Genomic DNA, 20,444 nt, shown 5'->3' with positions numbered 1-20,444 from the left:
TCCCGAATATCTTATTTATTTTTGAGGTATTCTGTAATTCAAAATTTAAAAAATTGATGAAAAAGCTATTCTTATTCATAGGTATACTATCTATGTCTTTTTTGAGTGCTCAAGATATCACTGATGCATTACGTTATTCACAACAAGATATCCTTGGTACCGCACGTTATAGAGCTATGAGTGGTGCTTTTGGCGCGCTAGGCGGAGATTTATCTGCATTGCAAATTAACCCGGCAGGATCAGCAGTTTTTTTAAATCCTCATGGCTCGGTCACTCTTTCTACAAGCCATATAGATAATGACGCAAACTATTCTGACCGTTTAACTAATCGTGATTCTAGAAATTTAAATTTTAATCAAGTAGGAGCTGTTTTTGTTTTCGATCATTACAATGATCAATCGATTATTAATAAACTTTCATTAGGACTAGCCTATGATCAAACTGCAAATAATGCTAATGAATTTGTTGCTCTAGGAAGAAGTTCTAATTCAATCGATAACTTTTTCCTTTCGGAAGCACAAGGACTCCCTCTGGATTTGATTTCAAGAAGAGCAGGAGAATCTGTAGATCAACTTTATAGTTTTCTTGGAGAATCTGAAGGGTATTCCACTCAGCAAGCATTCTTAGGCCGTGAAGCCTTTGTCATAGAAGCAACCGATGTTAATAACCCTGACAATACTTCTTATTTTTCGAATATTGCACCCGGTGTTTTTGATCAAGAATATTATTATGAAAGTACTGGTCTAAATGGAAAATTCACCTTAAATGGAGGCGCACAAATTAATCAAAATTTTTATGTAGGACTCAATATAAACTCGCACTTTATTAATTATGATAGAGTTACCGAGTTTTTTGAAGGAAATAACAATGCAGGTAGTAATGTTAATGAAGTAACATTTACCAATAAACTATCCACTACTGGTGGAGGGTTTTCTGCTCAAGTTGGTGGGATTGCCAAAGTATCTGAAATGATTCGTTTAGGAGCTTCTTTTGAATCTCCTACCTGGTATTATATCGAAGAAGAGACCACTCAACGCCTGGAAACATTTAGCGACGCAGACGGAAGATCTATCGTAGATCCTGATGTAATCAACATTTTCCCTGAATATAAATTACGTACACCAGCAAAAGCCACAGGTAGTATTGCTATATTATTCAAACAACACGGCTTAATCAGCCTTGATTATTCTTACAAAGATTATTCTACAACAAAACTAAGCTCTGATGAAAATGTTAGCTTCTCTAATCTTAATCGAGAGATTAATGACAATCTACAAGCCGTCTCTACCATAAGAGTTGGTACCGAATGGAGAGTTGAAAACTGGAGTATTAGAGGTGGATATCGTTTTGAAGAGAGCCCTTATAAAAATGATTTGATCCTTGGAGAAAAAACAGGGTATTCTTTTGGAGCAGGGTATTCTTTTGGAAAATTTAAAATTGATATTGCTTATGATTACAGTGAACAAGAACGTACCGAGCAATTTTATCCTAATTCTGGATTTAATAACACAACCCTTTTAGATAGCCATACCCAAAACCTTACATTTACTTTTGGCATGAATTTCTAGAATAATATTTACCTTATACAAAAAAACCGAGATTATAACATCTCGGTTTTTTTGTATAACAGTATTTTATCGTATTAATGAAAAATTACCAGCAAAAACTCTCCGTCGCATATTTGGATCCCTGGGTTCATTAAACTCTACTCTAAACCAATAATCTGAAGAAGGCATATTTTTTCCGTTATAGGTACCATCCCAACCTGGCCCACCAGGTCTTATTTGTTTTAGCAATTTGCCATATCTATCAAATATATAGATTTGTGCTGTAGGCTGGCCTTCGATATTAATCAGGCTCCAGGTATCATGAAAACCATCACCATTTGGTGTAAAGTATTTAGGATATCCTAAAATCATGATAACATCAGATATCTCTTCACTGGCAGGACAGTTTGCATATCTGGCTGTAACAAAATAATCTCCTGGAGGAACATTAGAAAATACGGGAGAAGATTGAAAAGGTCTATATTCTAAAAAACCATTCCCTATATCTCGGTCAAGTCTATACTCAAAATCATCAAACCCTGCAGCTTCTACATCAGGAGCGGCAACTACTTCTGCTGTTATAGTATACCACCCTGCAAAAGATTCTTCTGCAATAGAATACCCTACAGAGACAACAGCATCTGAAACATCCAGAACCACTAAATCATCTGGAGAATCCGGAACTTCGGTTCCCGTTTCATCAAAACCTCTCAATTGGTACACTCCTTCTGTAGTAACTTCTAAAAATGGTATTACCCCAGGAGGGGCCGGAACATTTACAAAATTAGTAGTTCCTACATCTGCTCTAGCCCATTGATAGGTTACAGCTCTAGGAAATCTTCCTTCTATAGTAATCGGAAATTCACCACATGTAGCAATATCAGGTCCTACACCTGGTTCTAAAATACTACAATCTGTAGTTCCTGCATTATCTTCATTAAGATTGGTTTGCTGAAGCTGAATAACTCCTGCCTCATCCGCAAAATTAGTAATTAGAATAATGTAGTACTCATCAGATTGAGCATTAGGTATCGTTAGTGTTTCTATATAAATATCATCATCTGGCGTTCTTGCATAACTACAATCCACAATATTAGTATTGTCCATATTATTAACATAATAATCTGGATCATCGACATTATTTACACATTCTGCTGGACGTATATTATCTCCATCCCCATTATTATCACATCCCTGAGAGAGAATATCACAATTCACAAATGAGGTGGTAAAAGGTCCCCAGGCAATAAAATCTACATCAAGTTGCCTTTCTCCTCTATCTAAATTACTATTATCATTACCATCAACCCATTGTTGGATATCAAAAATCAATTCTCCTGGTTGATCAATACGAATAAAGTACCATGCTGGATTAGGAGTCGTATTTAAACAACCCACTTCGCCAAGGCCATCCATATCACCAGTTACATTAGGGAAGGTCAATTCTAAAGAAGCATCAGAACAAAATGGTTGAGCAGCTCTACAAGCTACATCAAAGTCCTGAGCATAAAAAAAAGTACTTTTAAAAACAAGAATGCTAAAAAGCAACAAAATTTGAGGTAATCCTTTTGCCATTTTCATATAACGTTAAAACTTTATTTTTCGTGTGTTACAGTTCAATTTGGGACTTAAATATACAGAACTTCTCCAAGAAAACTAATATCTACAATTGTTTAACATAGCTTTTACTAAGTAAAACAACAAAATCGTATCTTTGCACACCATAATATAGAAGGTATTAATTAATACTATTCTATTTATGTTACAAAAAAAACAATAAAGTAAGAATTGGCTAAGAAATACTTCTATGCATGACTTTTTTTGTTTTATTATTTTTTGTGAGAATTTTGATAAATTATAAAATTTTGAAGTGTGAAAATTGACAAGGCCCTTGAAGCTATTGAAGCGCTAGGTGATAATCATGTAGCTACTAGCGCTACCACTCCTCTTAGAGAAGATGCCTTTAAACTTAGTGATACCGAAAAAATTGCTTTGATTAAAGAAGATGTAAAACATATTATGGAAACTTTGGGACTAGATCTAACCGATGATAGTCTTAAAGGTACTCCTCAACGTGTAGCAAAAATGTTTGTAAATGAAATTTTTTCAGGCCTCCATCCACAAAGAAAACCTGACGCCTCTACATTTGACAATCATTACAAATATGGAGAGATGCTGGTAGAGAAAAATATTACTGTATATTCTACTTGCGAACATCATTTGCTTCCTATAGTTGGTCGGGCTCATGTGGCGTATATATCTAATGGTACTGTTGTTGGGTTATCCAAAATGAATCGTATTGTTGATTATTATGCAAAACGCCCACAAGTACAGGAACGTCTGACTATGCAAATTGTTCAGGATTTACAAGTAGTCCTGGGGACAAAGGATGTGGCTTGTGTTATCGACGCAAAGCATTTATGTGTAAATTCACGAGGAATCAGAGACATAGAAAGCAGTACAGTTACTAGTGAATTTGGTGGTAAATTTAAAGAGCAATCTGTAAAAAGAGAATTTTTGGATTATATCAAATTAGACACTACTTTTTAATTTTATTTTCAACAAAATCATAAGCATCACTCTACATTATGGCAGCAACTTCGTTGTATAAAACTCAGGAATTAAAAATTTATAATTCTATTTCAGGTCAAAAAGAAACATTTAAATCTATTACAGAAGGTAATATAGGAATGTATGTATGTGGTCCTACGGTTTATAGCAATGTACATTTAGGAAACTGTCGTACATTTATTTCTTTCGACTTAGTATTTAGATACCTAAGACATCTGGAGTATAAAGTTCGCTATGTTAGAAATATTACGGATGCTGGTCATCTTGAAAATGATGCAGATGAAGGTGAAGATAAAGTTGCTAAAAAAGCACGATTAGAACAGTTAGAACCTATGGAAATCGTTCAACGATATACGTTAGATTTTCATCATGTTATGTCCAAATTTAATGCAATATCGCCGAGTATAGAACCTACAGCAACGGGGCATATCGTAGAACAAATTGAGATTATCAAAACAATTATTGATAATGGTTTTGCTTATGAATCCAATGGTTCTGTATATTTTGATGTTCAAAAATTTAATGAAACTAACAATTACGGAAAGTTAAGTGGGCGTAATCTAGAGGATATGATTGCAAATACTCGGGAGTTATCTGCTCAAAGTGACAAAAAAAATCCTCAGGATTTTGCACTTTGGAAAAAAGCAGAACCTCAACATATTATGCGTTGGCCATCGCCATGGAGTGATGGTTTCCCAGGCTGGCATCTGGAGTGTACTGTGATGAGTACCAAATATCTAGGTGAACGATTTGATATTCATGGAGGAGGAATGGATTTAAAATTCCCTCATCACGAATGTGAAATTGCACAGGGTGAAGCTGCTTGTGGTCAAACCCCTGTAAATTATTGGATGCACGCCAATATGCTCACTCTTAATGGCAAAAAGATGTCTAAATCAACTGGAAACACTATCTCTCCGGGAGAGTTGTTTTCGGGAAACAATGATTTTTTAGATAAACCATTTGACCCTTCCGTTGTTCGGTTTTTTATGCTTCAGGCACATTACAGAAGTATCTTGGATTTTTCTAATGATGCATTAGAAGCTTCAGAAAAAGGATTTTACAGATTAATAGATGCCATACAAGCTATCGATGGACTATCAGCTAGTTCTGCTACCGAAGGGTTTAATATACAAGCCTGGAGACAGGAATGTTATGATGCGATGAACGATGATTTTAACAGCCCTATTTTAATTGCTAAATTATTTGATGCTGTTAAGTTTATTAATACAATTAAAGAACAAAAGGCTACAATTTCTGCAACAGATCTTGAATTATTACGTAAAACCATACATGGTTTTGTATTTGATGTCCTTGGATTAGTGAATATAAATGAAACTGCTTCAGATATAAGTGATAAGCTTTCTGGAACTGTAGAATTATTGATTAATCTAAGAGCAGAAGCAAGAGCCAATAAAGATTTTGCTACTAGTGATAAAATAAGGGATGAACTTATAGAAATTGGCATTCAACTTAAGGATGGCCGGGATGGCACAAGCTTTTCATTAAATTAAATCGTTTTGGCTTTTAAGACGACCATAAAACAAATTTTAATATTTCCATTTGTGGTATTGGTTAAACTATATCAAAACCTGATATCACCGTTAACTCCTGCGACCTGTCGTTATCAGCCTACTTGTTCGCATTATACTCTTGAAGCATTACAAAAACATGGGCTATTTAAAGGAGGGATGCTTTCAATTAAACGTATTTTTAGCTGTCACCCCTGGGGAGGCAGTGGCTATGATCCGGTTCCTGATGTTGAGAAAGAATCAATTAAAAAATGAATGAAAAAGATACATTCTTAATGATTGTATTCATAAAACGTTCGGTCATTTTCTCAATATATGAATGTGTAATACGTTTCTCATATAAATACTTATATTTACTTTTAAAAAATAAAACTCACGCATGATATTTACAAAAATTACCTGGAATCCAGTTGAAGGAATAGATCTCGGCTTTTTTGTTATTCGTTTTTACAGCTTAATGTTTGTAATTGCCTTTACATTAGGCTGGTATCTAATGAAGAAAATCTATATCCGAGAGAATATCTCTATGGAAAAACTAGATTCTGTATTTATATATGCTGTTATTGGTACATTATTAGGTGCCCGATTAGGACATGTCTTTTTTTATGACTGGGATTATTACAAGAACAACCTTTTAGAAATTCTTTTACCTTTCAGGTTTAAGCCGGCATTTGAATTTATAGGTTTTCAAGGATTAGCGAGTCATGGAGCTGCTATTGCTTTTATAATTGCAATGTATTATTATTCTAAAAAAATCTTACATAAACATCCGCTTTGGGTTCTAGACAGAGTTACTATTCCGGCTGCTTTTGGAGGTATTTTTGTTCGATTAGGTAATTTTTTTAACTCTGAAATTATTGGAAAAGAATCTGGCGATTCTTTTTTCGGAGTAAAGTTTATACGTGATGGCTTAAGCAAAAGAGAAGCTTTAAAAGAAACGGGAATGGATAGCGTTAATAAAGCGTATTCTGCAATCGTAGAAAACCCTAAATTCTCTAACCTACTAGAAGCTATTCCATATCGCCATCCTGCCCAATTATATGAAGCTTTTGGATATATATTTGTATCCATTATCCTATGGTTGATCTACTGGAAAACAGATAAACGAAATAATAGTGGGTTTCTTTTCGGAATGTATTTAATTCTAATATTCACAGTACGCTTTATTGTAGAATACGTTAAATCAAGCCAAGGAGGTTTTGAAAGTGCCTTAGGTTTACTATCAACAGGTCAATGGCTAAGCATTCCTTTTATTATTATTGGTTTATATTTTGTAATACGATCAGGAAAAAGAACCGGAATTAATTAAATAAAAAAAACAGCATAAAAAAAGCCGATGTAAAATACATCGGCTTTTTTTATACCTTCAATTTTATTTTTAAAAAATCTCGTTAGATTCTTTTAGTTTTTCTGTATTTGCTACCAACTGAAGCTCATCGATAATTTTTTGAATATCTCCATCTATAATATTACCTAAATCATATAGCGTTAGACCAATACGGTGATCAGTAACTCTTCCTTGTGGGTAATTATAAGTTCTAATTTTTGCAGAACGATCTCCAGATGACACCATACTTTTACGTTTCTCAGAATCAGCTGCTTGCTTCTTCTCCAATTCCATATCATACAATCGAGAACGCAATACTTTTAGTGCTTTTTCGAGGTTTTTATGTGATGATTTCTGATCCTGGCAACTTACAATCATTCCCGTAGGCTCGTGATGTAATTTAATTGCCGAATACGTGGTATTCACAGACTGTCCTCCTGGTCCTGTAGAAGTAGTACGTTCAATACGTACTTCTTGCATATCCAGCTCGATATCAAATTCTTCAGCTTCAGGTAAAACCATTACAGTTGCAGCACTGGTATGTACTCGACCTTGTGTTTCGGTCTGGGGAACCCGTTGTACACGATGCACACCTGCTTCAAACTTTAATACCCCGTAGACATCTTCACCATTAACTTCAAAAATAATTTCTTTGTAACCACCACTGGTACCTTCATTAAGATCAACCACACTTGTACTCCAACCTCTACCTTCGCAATATTTAGTATACATTCTAAATAAATCTCCTGCAAAAATACTCGCTTCATCTCCTCCCGTTCCTGCACGAATTTCTACCACACAATTCTTAGCATCTTCAGGGTCTTTTGGCACAAGCATAAAACGAATCTTTTCTTCCAAATCAGGTAATTCTTCTTTGGCTTCTTCTAATTGCATTTTAGCCATTTCTACCATCTCTGCATCACTACCATCAGCAATAATTTCTTCAGCTTCTTTTAGGTTATCAGTGAGTTCAATATAAGAATCTCTTACATCCATAAGTGCTTTAAGATCTTTATATTCTTTATTAAGTTTTATGTATTTTTTTTGATCTGCAATGATATCCGGCTGAATGATTAAATCAGTCACTTCTTCAAACCGTTGCTTTACAATATTTAATTTATCAATCATAGTGTATTCTTCCTAATCTGTAGAATTTACAAAAGTAAGCTTTTTTGTCATAAGCTCATACAGCATGACAAGAATACAGATCAATTTTATTCACACCTCTGATTTGAGACTATTTGACCTAACAACATCTGTTATTCCTGGTTTTTTATTTTCTTTCAAAAATTACCTCTCCATCAAATACAGTCATATCCACTTTGGTATTGGCAATTTTAGTAGGATCTACAGAAAAAATATTCTGATTTAGCACTACAAAATCTGCTTTCTTTCCTACCTCAATAGAGCCCACCTCTGTTTCCTGTCGCATAACATAAGCCCCATTAAGTGTATAAGCTTTTACGGCCTCTTCTATGGTTATATTTTGCGGAAAACGCGTTACCGCATTTTGCATTCCTACAAATGGGTTTATACTACTCACATCCCAATCACTACTTAATGTAATTCTGGCATTAGCCTCTTTTAAACTCTTTATAGGAACCAGGTTTTTTGAACTCTCCTTTCCTATAAGTTCTACATTTTCATCCCATTGATCTGGCTGTGTAAAATCACCTGCGACCTGGCAATCTGCTGTTACATTTAATTGAGAAAAACGTGTTAAATCTGATGGAGTTACTATTTCAACATGTGTAATTCTATGTCTTCCTGAGCCGTTACTTGCTGTTTCTATTGCATTTAAAGATTCCTTGATTCCCCTATTTCCAATAGCATGAATATGAAAATCAAACCCTACATTTTCTAATTGTTGAATATAACTTGTTATTCGGTTTTGAGTAAAATAATTCAACCCGTTATTCTTCGATTCCTGAAAAAGATCTATTCGATACTCTTCTTGCATTGCCGCCGTTGTATTATGAACTATTCCATCACTGTATAGCTTGATTTGGTTTATTTTTAAAAGACTATTACTATCATTTTCATATAGTGATTTTAGTGATGATATTTGTGACTCATCATCCTGCATAGGGTATGCCCATAATCCTAAATTAACTCGAGCAGAAAGTTCTCCTTCTTTTTCTACTCGTTTCCATATGGCATGATGATCTCTTTTCCAATAGGTTCGTGCATCGCAAATAGAAGTTATTCCATTTTTAGCTAACTCTGGTAATGCGAAATTCACTAAACCGTTATAATCGTTTTCTTTAGTTTGACTTGTAGGAGTCAGGGCCAAATCTAAAATAAGATTTCCGGCATTATCTATCAGAATTCCATTAAGCTCATCATTTTTATCTCTCATATAAATTCCTCCTGTTGGATTTTCTGAATTAATATCTATTCCTGCTATTTCTAATGCTTTAGAATTTACCCAAATAGAATGAGAAGTACGCTCCATAATTGCAATAGGCCTGATGCTACTAATATCATCCAGAATATCTATAGGAGAACGTTTAGCTTCAAGAAGAGTATACAAATTTACTCCCCATCCCAAAAGCCATTCTTCATCAGGAAAATTAAGTAATGCTTTACGAATTGCAGGTGCATAATTTTCGGGATCATTACCTTCTTTTAAAATAAATTTAAAATTTTCTGTTGAAGCTTCTAATGGATGCATATGTACATCATGTATCCCTGGTATTACTGTAGCTCCTTTAAGGTCTATTACTTCTGTATCTTTATTTATCTGTGCTAAAGCTTTATCAGTATTTCCTACATAGATTATCTTATTTCCTTTAACAATTATAGCCTCTGCCCATACCTGTTCGGGGTTTACAGTAAAAATAGTTCCGTTGATATATGCAACTGTAATTTCCTGCTTTTGATTTGGTATAGAATTATCATCTTTATTACAAGAATTAGTACTTAGCATTAATGTTATAATGAAGGTTATAAGTTTCATTTGATTGCTTTTAATATTTGGTATTATCATTTTATGGGGATATATATTTCTGTTACATAATCTTTGGGATCATCGCTATGCATGTTATTTATTTTATATAATTCTAAAAAAGGGGATTCAGACACCTCATACTTTGTATTTAATATCCAATTTCCAAAAATCTTATCATAAGTCTTTTGTAATAAACCATAAGACCCATAATGTGTAAAAACTGCATATGTTTGTTCTGGCAAAACTTTTATACTGAACTTATTCTTATAATCACAGTCTTGAGGTAATGTAAAACAAGCATCATAGTTACATCGGATTGCTTCTGATATTAATGGTTCGTCCCAAATAATCCCTATACTTTCTGATTCGGATATATTCACCCCTAATCTTACAACTTCTTCATGTAACTCATCCCAAACTTCTTCAATTTTATCACTATAATAATCTGCCATGATCGTTTTATAAAAAACTTTTTGTTCTGGCAAGTTGATTATTCTCTCTTCATAAAAACTCATTGCTACTTTAGTATTCTTTACTATCGACGTTAGGATGTCTTCTTTTTTGCTTTTATACCTCTGAGGAGAAATTCCAAAGTGTTTTTTAAAAGCTTTACTAAATGCTTGTAAATCAGAATACCCCACTTTTATTGCAATTTGTGATATTGTCTGGTTTTGATATAAGAGCATTTTTGCTCCACTTTCTATTTTAAGTCTGGTAATATAAGCTCCAATAGTTTCTTTATAATACCCTTTAAAGATGCGTTGTAGGTTTCGATATGAGAAATTAGAAACCTCTTCGAGTTTTTTAATCTCAAAAGTTGTATTGAAATTCTCTCTAAGATACAAGGCTGTACTTTGCATCCTCTTTACATATGCATCTTTCTTATTCACAGTACAAATTTATGAAATATAGCAGGTTATAGTATTGTCCTACATTGACAACTATATATAATCATCATTGTAATATCGTATCATCTTATCCTAGTTAAAAAATCGTAAATTTGTATTGACATGCAAAATCGTACAGGTACATATTTAAGTTTTCTTACTCCTAAATGGTTAGGAATACTTATTCTTTTAGTACATATTGGAGGGCATTCTAATTATACTCAACCTGTTGATTTTAAAGAAACTATTGAATTACTGGTTTCACCAGAAGAGTCTGCTTCGCCTCAAAACATTATTTTTTTCAGCAATGTTATTGATCCAGAAAAAAGCAGTGATCCCCCATATACCGAACACAAACACCTGACTCTCTTATCATTAAACCACACTAAGCTTAACAGAGTTATCAAAAAAAATCAACCTTTTTTTATTCGTTTGTTTCACAAACATAAAATAATCAACACTCAATACAATTCTTCTTACAACGATAAAGAAGATTCTTTTCATTTCAATTTTACAGGATAACATCTTATCCTCCTATCGATTTACAAATAATCTATTTACAACTTGTTTATTTCTTACAAAAAGAAACGAATAGGTATTATTAATTCCCAGAAATGAAAAAGTTTAAAAAAACATTGAGGCGCTTAGCCTTGGTATTACTTATTATAATGGCCTCTTTACTTCCTGTTCCTGTATTTATTCTGAAAAAAGATGGAAAATTTGATGATGATCATATCATTGAACTTGTAGATACAAAAGAAGATGATACAGAGGCCGAAACAAAAATCATCGGTAAATTTAAATCATAATGACTTATGTTTCTATACTAAAACAAGCCTTCAGGATCATGATCCTGAAGGTCTTTCTATTTCCAACACAACAACTTCTGCGAATTTTATTTTAAAATAAAACTTTAATCCGGTTTATGTATTAGTGTATACCTACCATTAACTTTTTAATAAGTGGTGAAATCATAATTGCTACCACCCCTATTCCCATTGTAATAACACCAAAATTGGCATATACAGACACATAAGAGTATAATTGTTGAAAAGCTTCTGTATTATTACCTTCTACCATCGTGTTAGACAACCCAGTAATAGTCTCACTTATGGTTCCTGAGAGGCCTTCTGAAAAAATACTGGCTTCTCCTTCTTTTACAGTGGTAAGTTTTGCTATTTTTCCTGCAAAAAAATGTCCATAGAAATTTGCTGAAAACCAAACCCCCATAATGAAGGTAACATATTTTACCGGTGATAACTCGGTTATTTTAGAAAGCCCTATCGGGGATAAAAATAATTCTCCAACGGTTAACACAAGGTATCCAAAAATCAAATAAAACATTGGTGTTCTTGCGTATTCATCAACTTCTTGAGCAGACATCCCAAAAATTAGAAACCCTAATCCCAGAAACAACATTCCTAAACCAAATTTAATAGCCGAGTTAGGGTTTGCTTTTTTCTTACTCAAAAATGTCCATAGCAGTGCAAAAGGGATTGCCAATACTACTATCCAGGTAGAGTTAATACTATTAGTTTGTGCCGCATTAATACCGACAAGATTTACATTTCTATCTGCAAATAATGTAAGTGAGCTACCGGCTTGTTCAAATACTGCTGCAAACAAAGCATACAGACTTGTAAAATACACTGCAACCAATAATCTTTTTCGTTCTTTGATTGATACTTTTGTTAAAATATAGGATATATATCCTATCAAAAAGAAAGTTGCAATCCAAACCAGGTAATGCTCAAATTCATTAAATCGTACGATTAACGCAAATACAGGAACCGATAACCACGCCAAAAACCATACTCGATCTCCTTTGTTAAGCCCATATATTTTCTTTTCATAATTCTTGATATCGGGTACTAGTCCCTTATCGCCAAAAACAGCTAGTTGTGTTCCTCGTTTAAAAACTACAAGCCCCACCAACATTCCTATTCCTGCTAATAGAAACCCATAATGCCACCCGTATAATTCGGCAAGCCAGGCACACATTAATGGAGCTATTGCTCCTCCCAAATTAATTCCCAGATAAAAAATCGTAAATCCAGAATCTCTTCTTCCATCTCCTTCTTTATACAATGTACCTACCATTGTTGAAATATTGGGTTTAAAAAAACCATTCCCAACGATTATTAAGGCCAGTGAACCGTAGAAAAACACAGGGGTCTCTATAGTTAGAAAAAAATGTCCTGCCGCCATCAAAACTCCTCCAAGTATGATGGATTTTCTATATCCAATATACCTATCTGCTATAATACCACCAATCATAGGAGTGACATATACTAATGACATATATGCAGCCATTACTCCAAATGATTTGTCGTCAGAATATAAAAGATGTTTGGTCATATACAGCACCAAAAGTGCTTTCATACCGTAAAAAGAAAATCGTTCCCACAATTCTGCAAAAAACAGATACAATAATCCTTTGGGGTGTCCGAATACTTCCTGCCTATTTACTTCAGTTTGATCTGAATTCATGTTATGTGTTTAAATTATTCTAAACACAAAGCATCAATACTTTATGATTAACTAAAAGGAAAGTTCTAAAAAATAGTAATTTATATTAAATTGTTATTCTCTTACAAGTAGTTACAAATAATCACAATCTATGTTTTATGAAGTTTTATTGAACTCTTCTAATAGTGTTTGATCAATGCTAATATTTTCTGGAATAACTCGAAGTCTGTATTTTCCCTGTCCCATAAATGTGAACAAATCTTTTCTTTCCAATTGTGATATAGGCTGTAACTGAAGTATTGTATTGATATTTTCTATAATTCTGCTTAAATAGGTCTGGCTCTTTATTTCTCCTCCAGAATTTACTAATAAATACTGTCCATCTCCTACCTCATATTTTCGTTTTATGGCAAATTTTAATAAGTTTTTGTATTGCGTTGTTTTGGAACCAAAATCTATGGTTTTATCATAAATTTCTTTAGATGGAATTGTTATTTTTACCAATGACCAATCCATAAATTTAATTGTCATTTCACTAGGCTTAGGTGTCAATGCCAGTTGAATGACCCAACTTGTTGCTAACACCAGGAAAACTGAAATAAATGTTGTTTTAGCAATAATCTTTATCAAATGCCCATACAATTCATTACTCATTACCACAAAAACATCTGGCATTTGTGATACTAGCATTAAAAAAAAGGCCACTACCGAAATTACTGCTACTAATTTTAATCCTCGATTCATAAATGTCCTATAGAACGAAACAATAAGTAACCAAGTAAGTAGACAAGAAAACATCAAATCCGGGACACTACTAATTCGTATTCCATTAACTACAGGTGTATCTTTAAATGTTTGAATTAAAACAAAAGTTACAATAGACACTACCACTGCAATACCTATAAGGATAAGAGTATTTCTTTTGTTTTTTGACAAAAACTGAGGTGCAAAATCAAAATAAAATAGTGCCATAATTAAAACCAGAGTATTCAGCACCGAGAAAAAACTATATCCTATATCGTAGATAATCGTATCTGTAAATAAGAAGAGGTTACCCATATAAATCCACCCTCCAGAAAACACCCATACAAAAAGGGCTAGACTTAAATACAACAAGCCTTTATCTATTCTTTTTTGAGAATCATCTTCTTCTAAAAACTGTCTAAAACGTTTCCTTATATTATACCATATAGCCAATAACAATATCCCTCCTATCAAAGCGATACATATGTGTGCCAGGCTATAAAACTTAGTAATATCTGACATATAAATTATGTGTAATATCATTTCTCACCTGAAATTTAGAGTAATTTCAAAAATAAGATCGATAATTATCCTCGACCAATTTACATATATCTTTAAAAAGAAACACATTCAAATTTTGAAATCTTATTGGATCATAAAACTGGCCCTTATGTATTACTGTATGGTATTTTTCTATTGAAAGATATACGGTAATAGTTTTTAATGTATGAGTTTGAATATTTTTACGACTTTTATAAAGTGATTACAAATTTTCAAAAAATAGGATTAGGTGGTGGATGTCATTGGTGCACCGAAGCAGTTTTTCAATCTTTAAAAGGAGTGGTAAAAGTTGAGCAAGGGTATATTAAAGGCTGTAAAGAAAATTCTTATTTTTCTGAAGCAATACTTGTGTATTTTGATCCAGAAATAATTCTACTTAAAGATCTTATCGAAATTCATCTACACACTCACAAAAGCACATCTAATCATAGTTTTAGAGAAAAATACAGAAGTGCGGTATACTATTTTGAAGAATCTGATAAGCAAATCATACAGATTATTCTTAATACACTTCAAAAAGATTTTGACAATGAGGTTATTACCCAGGCTTTAGCATTTCGGAAATTTAAATCTTCAAGGGTTGAGCTTCTCGATTATTATTCACGTAATCCCGAAAAGCCTTTTTGCAGAAAATATATTCATCCAAAATTGGAGATATTACGAAAAAAATACACAGAATTAACAACTCTTTCTTAATGGCTTAATTTGTAGTATTAGCAATAAGGGTATTTGAAATATCATTTATAAAAGCCATCTCGGGCATTATGATCGCTCTGCATAAATTCAGTCGAAAGTATCATTTAGGAATTCTATTCTCAAACAAAATTTTTATAATCTTCTCTTACCGGACTAAAAGTATCTAAGACCCTGCAATCTGTCAATGCAGTTCCACTATGAGCTACATTCGGGGGTATTACGGCGACAAATCCTTTTTCATAGATATTTGTTTCTTCACCGATTGTTAGCTCTAATTTACCTTCTAAAACCTGTGTTGTCTGTTCATGAATATGAGAGTGCAATGGTAAAACCGCCCCTTTCTTTATTTCCCAAAAAGCGAGAGTTGAATTTTCGGTATGGATAAATTTACCTTTAAAACCTTCCATTATCTCTTTCTCTTCGATTTTTGAAATCTCTATCATAGGTAAAACAATTTAATAGATATAAGTTCCAAACTCACTTTTGATGGTAAGTTTTTTCTCTTCAGAAGCCTCGACACGGCCAACTATTTGGGCATCTACATTAAAACTTTTTGAAATCGATATGATTTCTTCTGCTATTTCTGGAGAAACATAGAGCTCCATACGATGTCCCATATTAAATACCTGGTACATTTCTTTCCAATCTGTCCCAGAATTTTCCTGAATCAATTTAAATAGCGGAGGAACATCAAATAAGTTATCTTTTACGATATGCAGATTATCTATAAAATGTAGAATCTTAGTTTGAGCACCACCACTGCAATGCACCATTCCGTGAATGGTTTCTTTATCAAACTTTGCTAATATTTTTTTAATAATAGGAGCATATGTCCTGGTAGGTGATAATACTAATTTACCGGCATCGATCGGTGCATTTTCCACAGCATCGGTTAAATTTGTTTTACCAGAGTACACCAAATCTGAAGGTACAGAGGGATCAAAACTTTCTGGGTATTTTTCTGCAAGAATTTTACTAAACACATCATGTCGAGCAGATGTTAAGCCATTGCTTCCCATACCTCCATTATATTCTTTTTCATAGCTTGCCTGCCCAAAAGAAGCCAATCCTACAATTACATCACCTGCCTCTATATTCGCATTATCAATTACATCTTTACGTTTCATACGAGCAGTTACTGTAGAATCTACAATAATCGTTCGTACCAGATCTCCAACATCGGCAGTTTCTCCACCTGTAGAATGGATTTCAACTCCAAAACCTTTAAGTTCTTTAAGTAATTCTTCGGTTCCGTTAATGATTGCAGATATCACTTCGCCTGGGATCAGGTTTTTATTTCTTCCGATAGTAGAAGACAACATTATATTATCGGTTGCTCCCACACATAATAAATCATCGATATTCATGATTAGTGCATCTTGAGCAATTCCTTTCCATACAGACACATCTCCGGTTTCTTTCCAATACATATATGCCAGAGAAGATTTGGTTCCTGCTCCATCGGCATGCATGATCAAACAATACTCTTGATCACCGGTTAAATGATCTGGTACAATTTTGCAAAATGCTTTTGGAAAAAGTCCTTTATCAATGTTTTTAATCGCACTATGTACATCTTCTTTAGACGCAGAAACACCACGTTGCGCATAACGTTTACTTACTTCTTGACTCATTATATTGAAAATTAAAGCGCAAAGATAATTTAATTAATTACGAATTGCGAATTACGATGTACGAATTATAAAGTCTAAATTACTAAACTTAACATCATACATGCATCATAATTCGCAAGTCAAAAATTAGAAATAAGCTATTCCCAATCGGGCATTGCTGCTTTTTGTAATATTGTCACCCTTCCATCTAAATCTGCAATGGGTACAGTCAGGATATTTTTTTCAGAAATACCATCATTCGAGGTGTTTACAAAAATTATACTGGCTTCGTTTGGTGAAAATCGAGCATCCAGATCATTAGTTCCTGCTGTTTTATCTGTAGATAGATCTGTACTTACCATAGTGCCTAAATCATAGATAAACACACGAGAATCTAATTGACGATAATTTGGATTTTCTGCTCCAGACATATCTCGGCTGTATAATAACTTAGTGCCATCTACAGACAAATTGATACTACCTGCAGCACCATTTTGGCCCGTAAGCACCGTGTTTTGTACCACTCCAGCTCCATCAATGGTAAAAATTTGTACTCCGTATCCATCTAAATTATTTGTTTTTATAGCAGTTATACCTGTGTTTTCATTTTTATCTACTTCGGTAATCAAATCACCAGTGGTTTGATATATTAAGCTCAAGCCGCTTCCATCTATATTTATAGAATATAATTTATTCTGATTAGGAAATAACAATTTTGCTCCATTGGCATCCCATGAAAAATCCACTTCTTCAAGGTTAAACCCAGATACTCCAACCGTGGAGGTAATTTGTTTTATTTGTGAACCATCCTGGTTCATTGTAAATAAATGAGTCTGAGAGCCGACCGACTGTAAAAAAGCAATCTTTTTGGTCGTAGCATTTCTTCTAGGTCTAAAACTATTTTTTGATACCGAAGTAAGTGCTATTTCTGTTCCTCCACTCTCATCTGCAGAATAAATAACACTGTTACCGCCAACTAGTTTTGTATATACAATTCTATTGTTTGGTGGTCCCGCAGTCGTAAAGGCAAAAGTTGTACTATTAACCGGATCATTAATATCATCACTAGAGCTTACTTGCCAAAAATACTTTGTACTAAAAGAAAGTCCGGATACGGTATATGTTGTATCAGTAATATTTTCAAAAACTTCTACATTAGAATTTTCTTCGTTCCTTAAACTCACCTTGTAAGTAAGTTTATCTTTATCAGGATCCTTGGCACTCCATACCAATTTAACTTCTAATGGAAGATCAACTACATTATCTACTGGTGTTACTAAAGTTGCAGCTTCTGGTGGGCGGTTTGTAGCTGTTGCGATATCCATTTCAAGAACTACCTCAAGCTCTTTATCTGTTAGTACTGTAACCGCTTCAAAAACCGCTAATAGTCCTTCTCGTTGACCCGAAAGAGAGTAATCTCCCGAGGGTACATTTTTTAAATGATAGACTCCATCTTTATCTGTAAAAACAGTACTTGAAGCAGGATTTGTTGATATTTTTACATTTTCTAAAGGTTCGTTAGTTCCTTTTTTAACTACTTTTCCTTTAACAGACCCTAAACCTTCAGAATCAATAGTATCCTCACTACAAGAAGCTGCAGCTATAATTACAAAAACACTTATTATTCTTATGATAATTTTTCTCACAACCTATTTGTTTTTATCTTCTAGGATTATACCTTCTTTTCTAATTTTTCTATTTCTTTTTCTTAACTCACGCAATTCTATATTTTTCTCTTGTTTCTGTAATCTTGATTTTTTATTCGCCCTCACGGGGTTTCCAAAATACCAATTTAGTCCAAAAGAAAAATTAAAGTATTGATCATCTCGTTTTCCTTGAACTACGCCATCTAATTCGTCGCTAAGAACCAGGTTATGCGTAGCTCCAACAGAAATACCTATTTTATCAGAAATTAAATACTCTACACCACCTCCATATTGAAATTTAAACAATGTAGTATCAAAATCATCATCATTCACAATACCTACTCCTCCAAACAAGAAGGGAGATAATTTATCAAAGGGTAAAAGATTTAATTCTGTATTAAGATCAAAAGCATTAAACCCCTTAGAGAATGAGTTTTGATTAGTAAGTTCAAATTTATTAATACTCACATTAACATTAAGGTATGGATTAAAATACCATCGGGCTCCAATCTTTGCAGAATAGGTAAGCTCTGGATTATTATAATCCCCGCTAACTAAAGCAGTTCCCCCTTTTAAAAACGCAGAGATCTTAGCTCTTCTTTCTTTAAAATATCGATCATACAAGGCAGTATTTTGAGCTTCATATTTTTCTGCTTTGTATTTTTCTATTAATGTATTTACAGCTTCTGATTCTGCATTAACAGCCCATAATTTATCTTCAATTCCTTCTACAATTAAAGATTCTACTGCTTTCTCTATTGCCTCTGACACTGCCATTTGAGCAGGTTCATTCTTGGTAAAACCAGTTTCGGCTTCAAGTAGTCTCTTAAATTTTATATACCTAAAGAAATTCGCGTCTAAGGCTTGTGATAAAATAGTTTTAGACACATATACTGTTTTTAAGATTTTACCGCTAGAAGTAGAAACTGCTCTTAAGTATATTGTAATTCTGTCTTGTCTATATTGAGTAGAAGCTCCTACACCAAAATACCTTGCTCCCAATCCACCAGTAATGATATTAGAATCATAAGACACAATACCTCCTTCGAGGATAATCCCTGCATATAATAATGGTGGTAATTGTGGTTCGTTGGTATTTTTGGTTTTTCTATATTCTTTTCTTGTAGAACGTATAATATTACGTTCGTTAAGCAAGTTGCTTAGATTTTCTCTTTCGATAGGCACAAACCACTTAGAATCTTCGAGTGCTTTGATCAAAATTGTTGTTGCTCCTTGAGTAACAGCTGTACTAAAAGTGCTTCCATTCTCTGTGGGCTTATATTGCCCCGTTTGATCTCTAAATTTATACACCCCAACAACAACAGGCTCTACCGGTGGCGGAAAATCCCTTAATGTTTTTGTAACTTCTGTATCTTCACCTATTCTGGCATTCTCGATAGTTATGGGCTGATTGAAATACGTCCCACATCCGTATAATAAAAATGCACAAGAAATTACTGCGATTACTTTATAAAACTTATGATACATTAAAAATTAATTAGGAATTATTACTTGGGATTGGTCTCCGGTGCTTGTATCTAAAATATTGATTACTAACCCTTCTCCGGAAGGAAAGATTTCTATGAATAAAGACCCAAAATTATATGTCCCTTCAGTAAGACCTCCTTCTCCAAATTGTTCGGTAAATAGTGTTCTTGATATTTGGCTTAATAACTGGTTATTCAGATTTTCTGTAAATCTTTCTACATCCGATCTTTGATCTCTTGAATCAGTAGGGTCTGTAAATTTATTCTGAGCTTCGGCAGAGCTAAGAAGCCATTGATAATTAAATGTATCTCCTCCAAAAGCAGGATTTACAGGCTTATACACCAAATCTTGTCCAAAAGAAAAGCTACATATCGAGAAAACAAGAAAAAGCGTTATTAAAATTGATTTCATCT

General features: G+C 33.6%; 19 protein-coding genes. 8 read left to right on the top strand and 11 right to left on the bottom strand.

Going from position 1 to position 20,444, the window contains the following annotated elements; genetic code table 11:
* The first annotated feature begins 56 nt into the window (after positions 1-56).
* Positions 57-1,568: an OmpP1/FadL family transporter gene (locus tag DG435_RS15965; protein ID WP_106791722.1), complete on the top strand. Its 1,512-nt coding sequence runs from the start codon at positions 57-59 to the stop codon at positions 1,566-1,568.
* 66 nt (positions 1,569-1,634) lie between these two features.
* Here the strand turns inward: DG435_RS15965 and DG435_RS15960 are convergent, their stop codons facing one another.
* On the bottom strand, positions 1,635-3,122 hold the full coding sequence (locus tag DG435_RS15960) for a T9SS type B sorting domain-containing protein (RefSeq protein WP_159025492.1): 1,488 nt from the start codon (positions 3,120-3,122) through the stop codon (positions 1,635-1,637).
* Positions 3,123-3,419: 297 nt separating this feature from the next.
* Here DG435_RS15960 and folE point away from each other — a divergent pair, with 297 nt between their 5' ends.
* From folE to lgt, 4 genes are all read left to right on the top strand, one after another.
* Positions 3,420-4,097 (top strand): GTP cyclohydrolase I FolE, encoded by a 678-nt coding sequence (gene folE / locus DG435_RS15955; protein ID WP_024770787.1) that lies wholly within the window; start codon positions 3,420-3,422, stop codon positions 4,095-4,097.
* A 38-nt stretch (positions 4,098-4,135) separates the two neighbouring features.
* A complete protein-coding gene (gene cysS, locus DG435_RS15950) occupies positions 4,136-5,632 on the top strand; it encodes a cysteine--tRNA ligase (RefSeq protein WP_106791720.1) in 1,497 nt (498 codons plus the stop codon).
* 24 nt (positions 5,633-5,656) lie between these two features.
* The gene (gene yidD / locus DG435_RS15945; protein WP_106791779.1) at positions 5,657-5,905 is read left to right on the top strand and encodes a membrane protein insertion efficiency factor YidD; all 249 of its coding nucleotides are present in this window, start codon (positions 5,657-5,659) and stop codon (positions 5,903-5,905) included.
* A gap of 124 nt (positions 5,906-6,029) precedes the next feature.
* Positions 6,030-6,959 carry a prolipoprotein diacylglyceryl transferase gene (lgt, locus tag DG435_RS15940; protein ID WP_106791719.1) on the top strand — a complete coding sequence of 310 codons (930 nt, stop codon included), beginning with the start codon at positions 6,030-6,032 and terminating at the stop codon, positions 6,957-6,959.
* A 69-nt stretch (positions 6,960-7,028) separates the two neighbouring features.
* Here lgt and prfA read toward each other — a convergent pair whose 3' ends face one another.
* From prfA to DG435_RS15925, 3 genes are all read right to left on the bottom strand, one after another.
* Positions 7,029-8,105, bottom strand: a complete 1,077-nt coding sequence (gene prfA / locus DG435_RS15935; RefSeq protein ID WP_106791718.1) for a peptide chain release factor 1 — start codon at positions 8,103-8,105, stop codon at positions 7,029-7,031.
* 145 nt (positions 8,106-8,250) lie between these two features.
* On the bottom strand, positions 8,251-9,936 hold the full coding sequence (locus DG435_RS15930) for an amidohydrolase (RefSeq protein ID WP_199852647.1): 1,686 nt from the start codon (positions 9,934-9,936) through the stop codon (positions 8,251-8,253).
* 26 nt (positions 9,937-9,962) lie between these two features.
* Positions 9,963-10,817 carry a GyrI-like domain-containing protein gene (locus tag DG435_RS15925; RefSeq protein WP_159025491.1) on the bottom strand — a complete coding sequence of 285 codons (855 nt, stop codon included), beginning with the start codon at positions 10,815-10,817 and terminating at the stop codon, positions 9,963-9,965.
* A gap of 120 nt (positions 10,818-10,937) precedes the next feature.
* Between DG435_RS15925 and DG435_RS15920 the strand changes: the two genes are divergently transcribed.
* Together DG435_RS15920 and DG435_RS15915 are read left to right on the top strand one after the other, a co-directional pair.
* Entirely contained in the window at positions 10,938-11,336 is a 399-nt protein-coding gene (locus DG435_RS15920; RefSeq protein WP_106791716.1) for a hypothetical protein, read from the top strand.
* 92 nt (positions 11,337-11,428) lie between these two features.
* Positions 11,429-11,623 (top strand): hypothetical protein, encoded by a 195-nt coding sequence (locus DG435_RS15915; RefSeq protein WP_106791715.1) that lies wholly within the window; start codon positions 11,429-11,431, stop codon positions 11,621-11,623.
* Between the two features lie 121 nt (positions 11,624-11,744).
* On the opposite strand, the gene DG435_RS15910 is transcribed toward DG435_RS15915, so the two are convergent.
* Positions 11,745-13,304, bottom strand: coding sequence for a peptide MFS transporter (locus DG435_RS15910; RefSeq protein ID WP_106791714.1), 1,560 nt, complete (start codon positions 13,302-13,304; stop codon positions 11,745-11,747).
* A 135-nt stretch (positions 13,305-13,439) separates the two neighbouring features.
* A complete protein-coding gene (locus DG435_RS15905; protein ID WP_106791713.1) occupies positions 13,440-14,549 on the bottom strand; it encodes a hypothetical protein in 1,110 nt (369 codons plus the stop codon).
* Between the two features lie 237 nt (positions 14,550-14,786).
* Here DG435_RS15905 and DG435_RS15900 point away from each other — a divergent pair, with 237 nt between their 5' ends.
* On the top strand, positions 14,787-15,284 hold the full coding sequence (locus DG435_RS15900) for a peptide-methionine (S)-S-oxide reductase (protein WP_234387056.1): 498 nt from the start codon (positions 14,787-14,789) through the stop codon (positions 15,282-15,284).
* Positions 15,285-15,403: 119 nt separating this feature from the next.
* Here DG435_RS15900 and DG435_RS15895 read toward each other — a convergent pair whose 3' ends face one another.
* The 5 genes from DG435_RS15895 to DG435_RS15875 form a co-directional block, all read right to left on the bottom strand.
* Entirely contained in the window at positions 15,404-15,727 is a 324-nt protein-coding gene (locus tag DG435_RS15895; protein ID WP_106791711.1) for a cupin domain-containing protein, read from the bottom strand.
* Positions 15,728-15,739: 12 nt separating this feature from the next.
* Positions 15,740-16,918, bottom strand: a complete 1,179-nt coding sequence (locus DG435_RS15890; protein WP_106791710.1) for an AIR synthase related protein — start codon at positions 16,916-16,918, stop codon at positions 15,740-15,742.
* 137 nt (positions 16,919-17,055) lie between these two features.
* The gene (locus tag DG435_RS15885) at positions 17,056-18,543 is read right to left on the bottom strand and encodes a carboxypeptidase-like regulatory domain-containing protein (RefSeq protein WP_234387055.1); all 1,488 of its coding nucleotides are present in this window, start codon (positions 18,541-18,543) and stop codon (positions 17,056-17,058) included.
* A 3-nt stretch (positions 18,544-18,546) separates the two neighbouring features.
* A complete protein-coding gene (locus DG435_RS15880) occupies positions 18,547-20,031 on the bottom strand; it encodes a CsgG/HfaB family protein (RefSeq protein WP_106791709.1) in 1,485 nt (494 codons plus the stop codon).
* 6 nt (positions 20,032-20,037) lie between these two features.
* Positions 20,038-20,442 (bottom strand): curli production assembly/transport component CsgF, encoded by a 405-nt coding sequence (locus DG435_RS15875; protein ID WP_025666674.1) that lies wholly within the window; start codon positions 20,440-20,442, stop codon positions 20,038-20,040.
* Between the last annotated feature and the right edge of the window lie 2 nt (positions 20,443-20,444).

The organism is Aquimarina sp. Aq78 (assembly GCF_900299525.1).
Lineage (GTDB): Bacteria > Bacteroidota > Bacteroidia > Flavobacteriales > Flavobacteriaceae > Aquimarina.
This window is presented reverse-complemented; position numbering and strand designations above follow the sequence as displayed.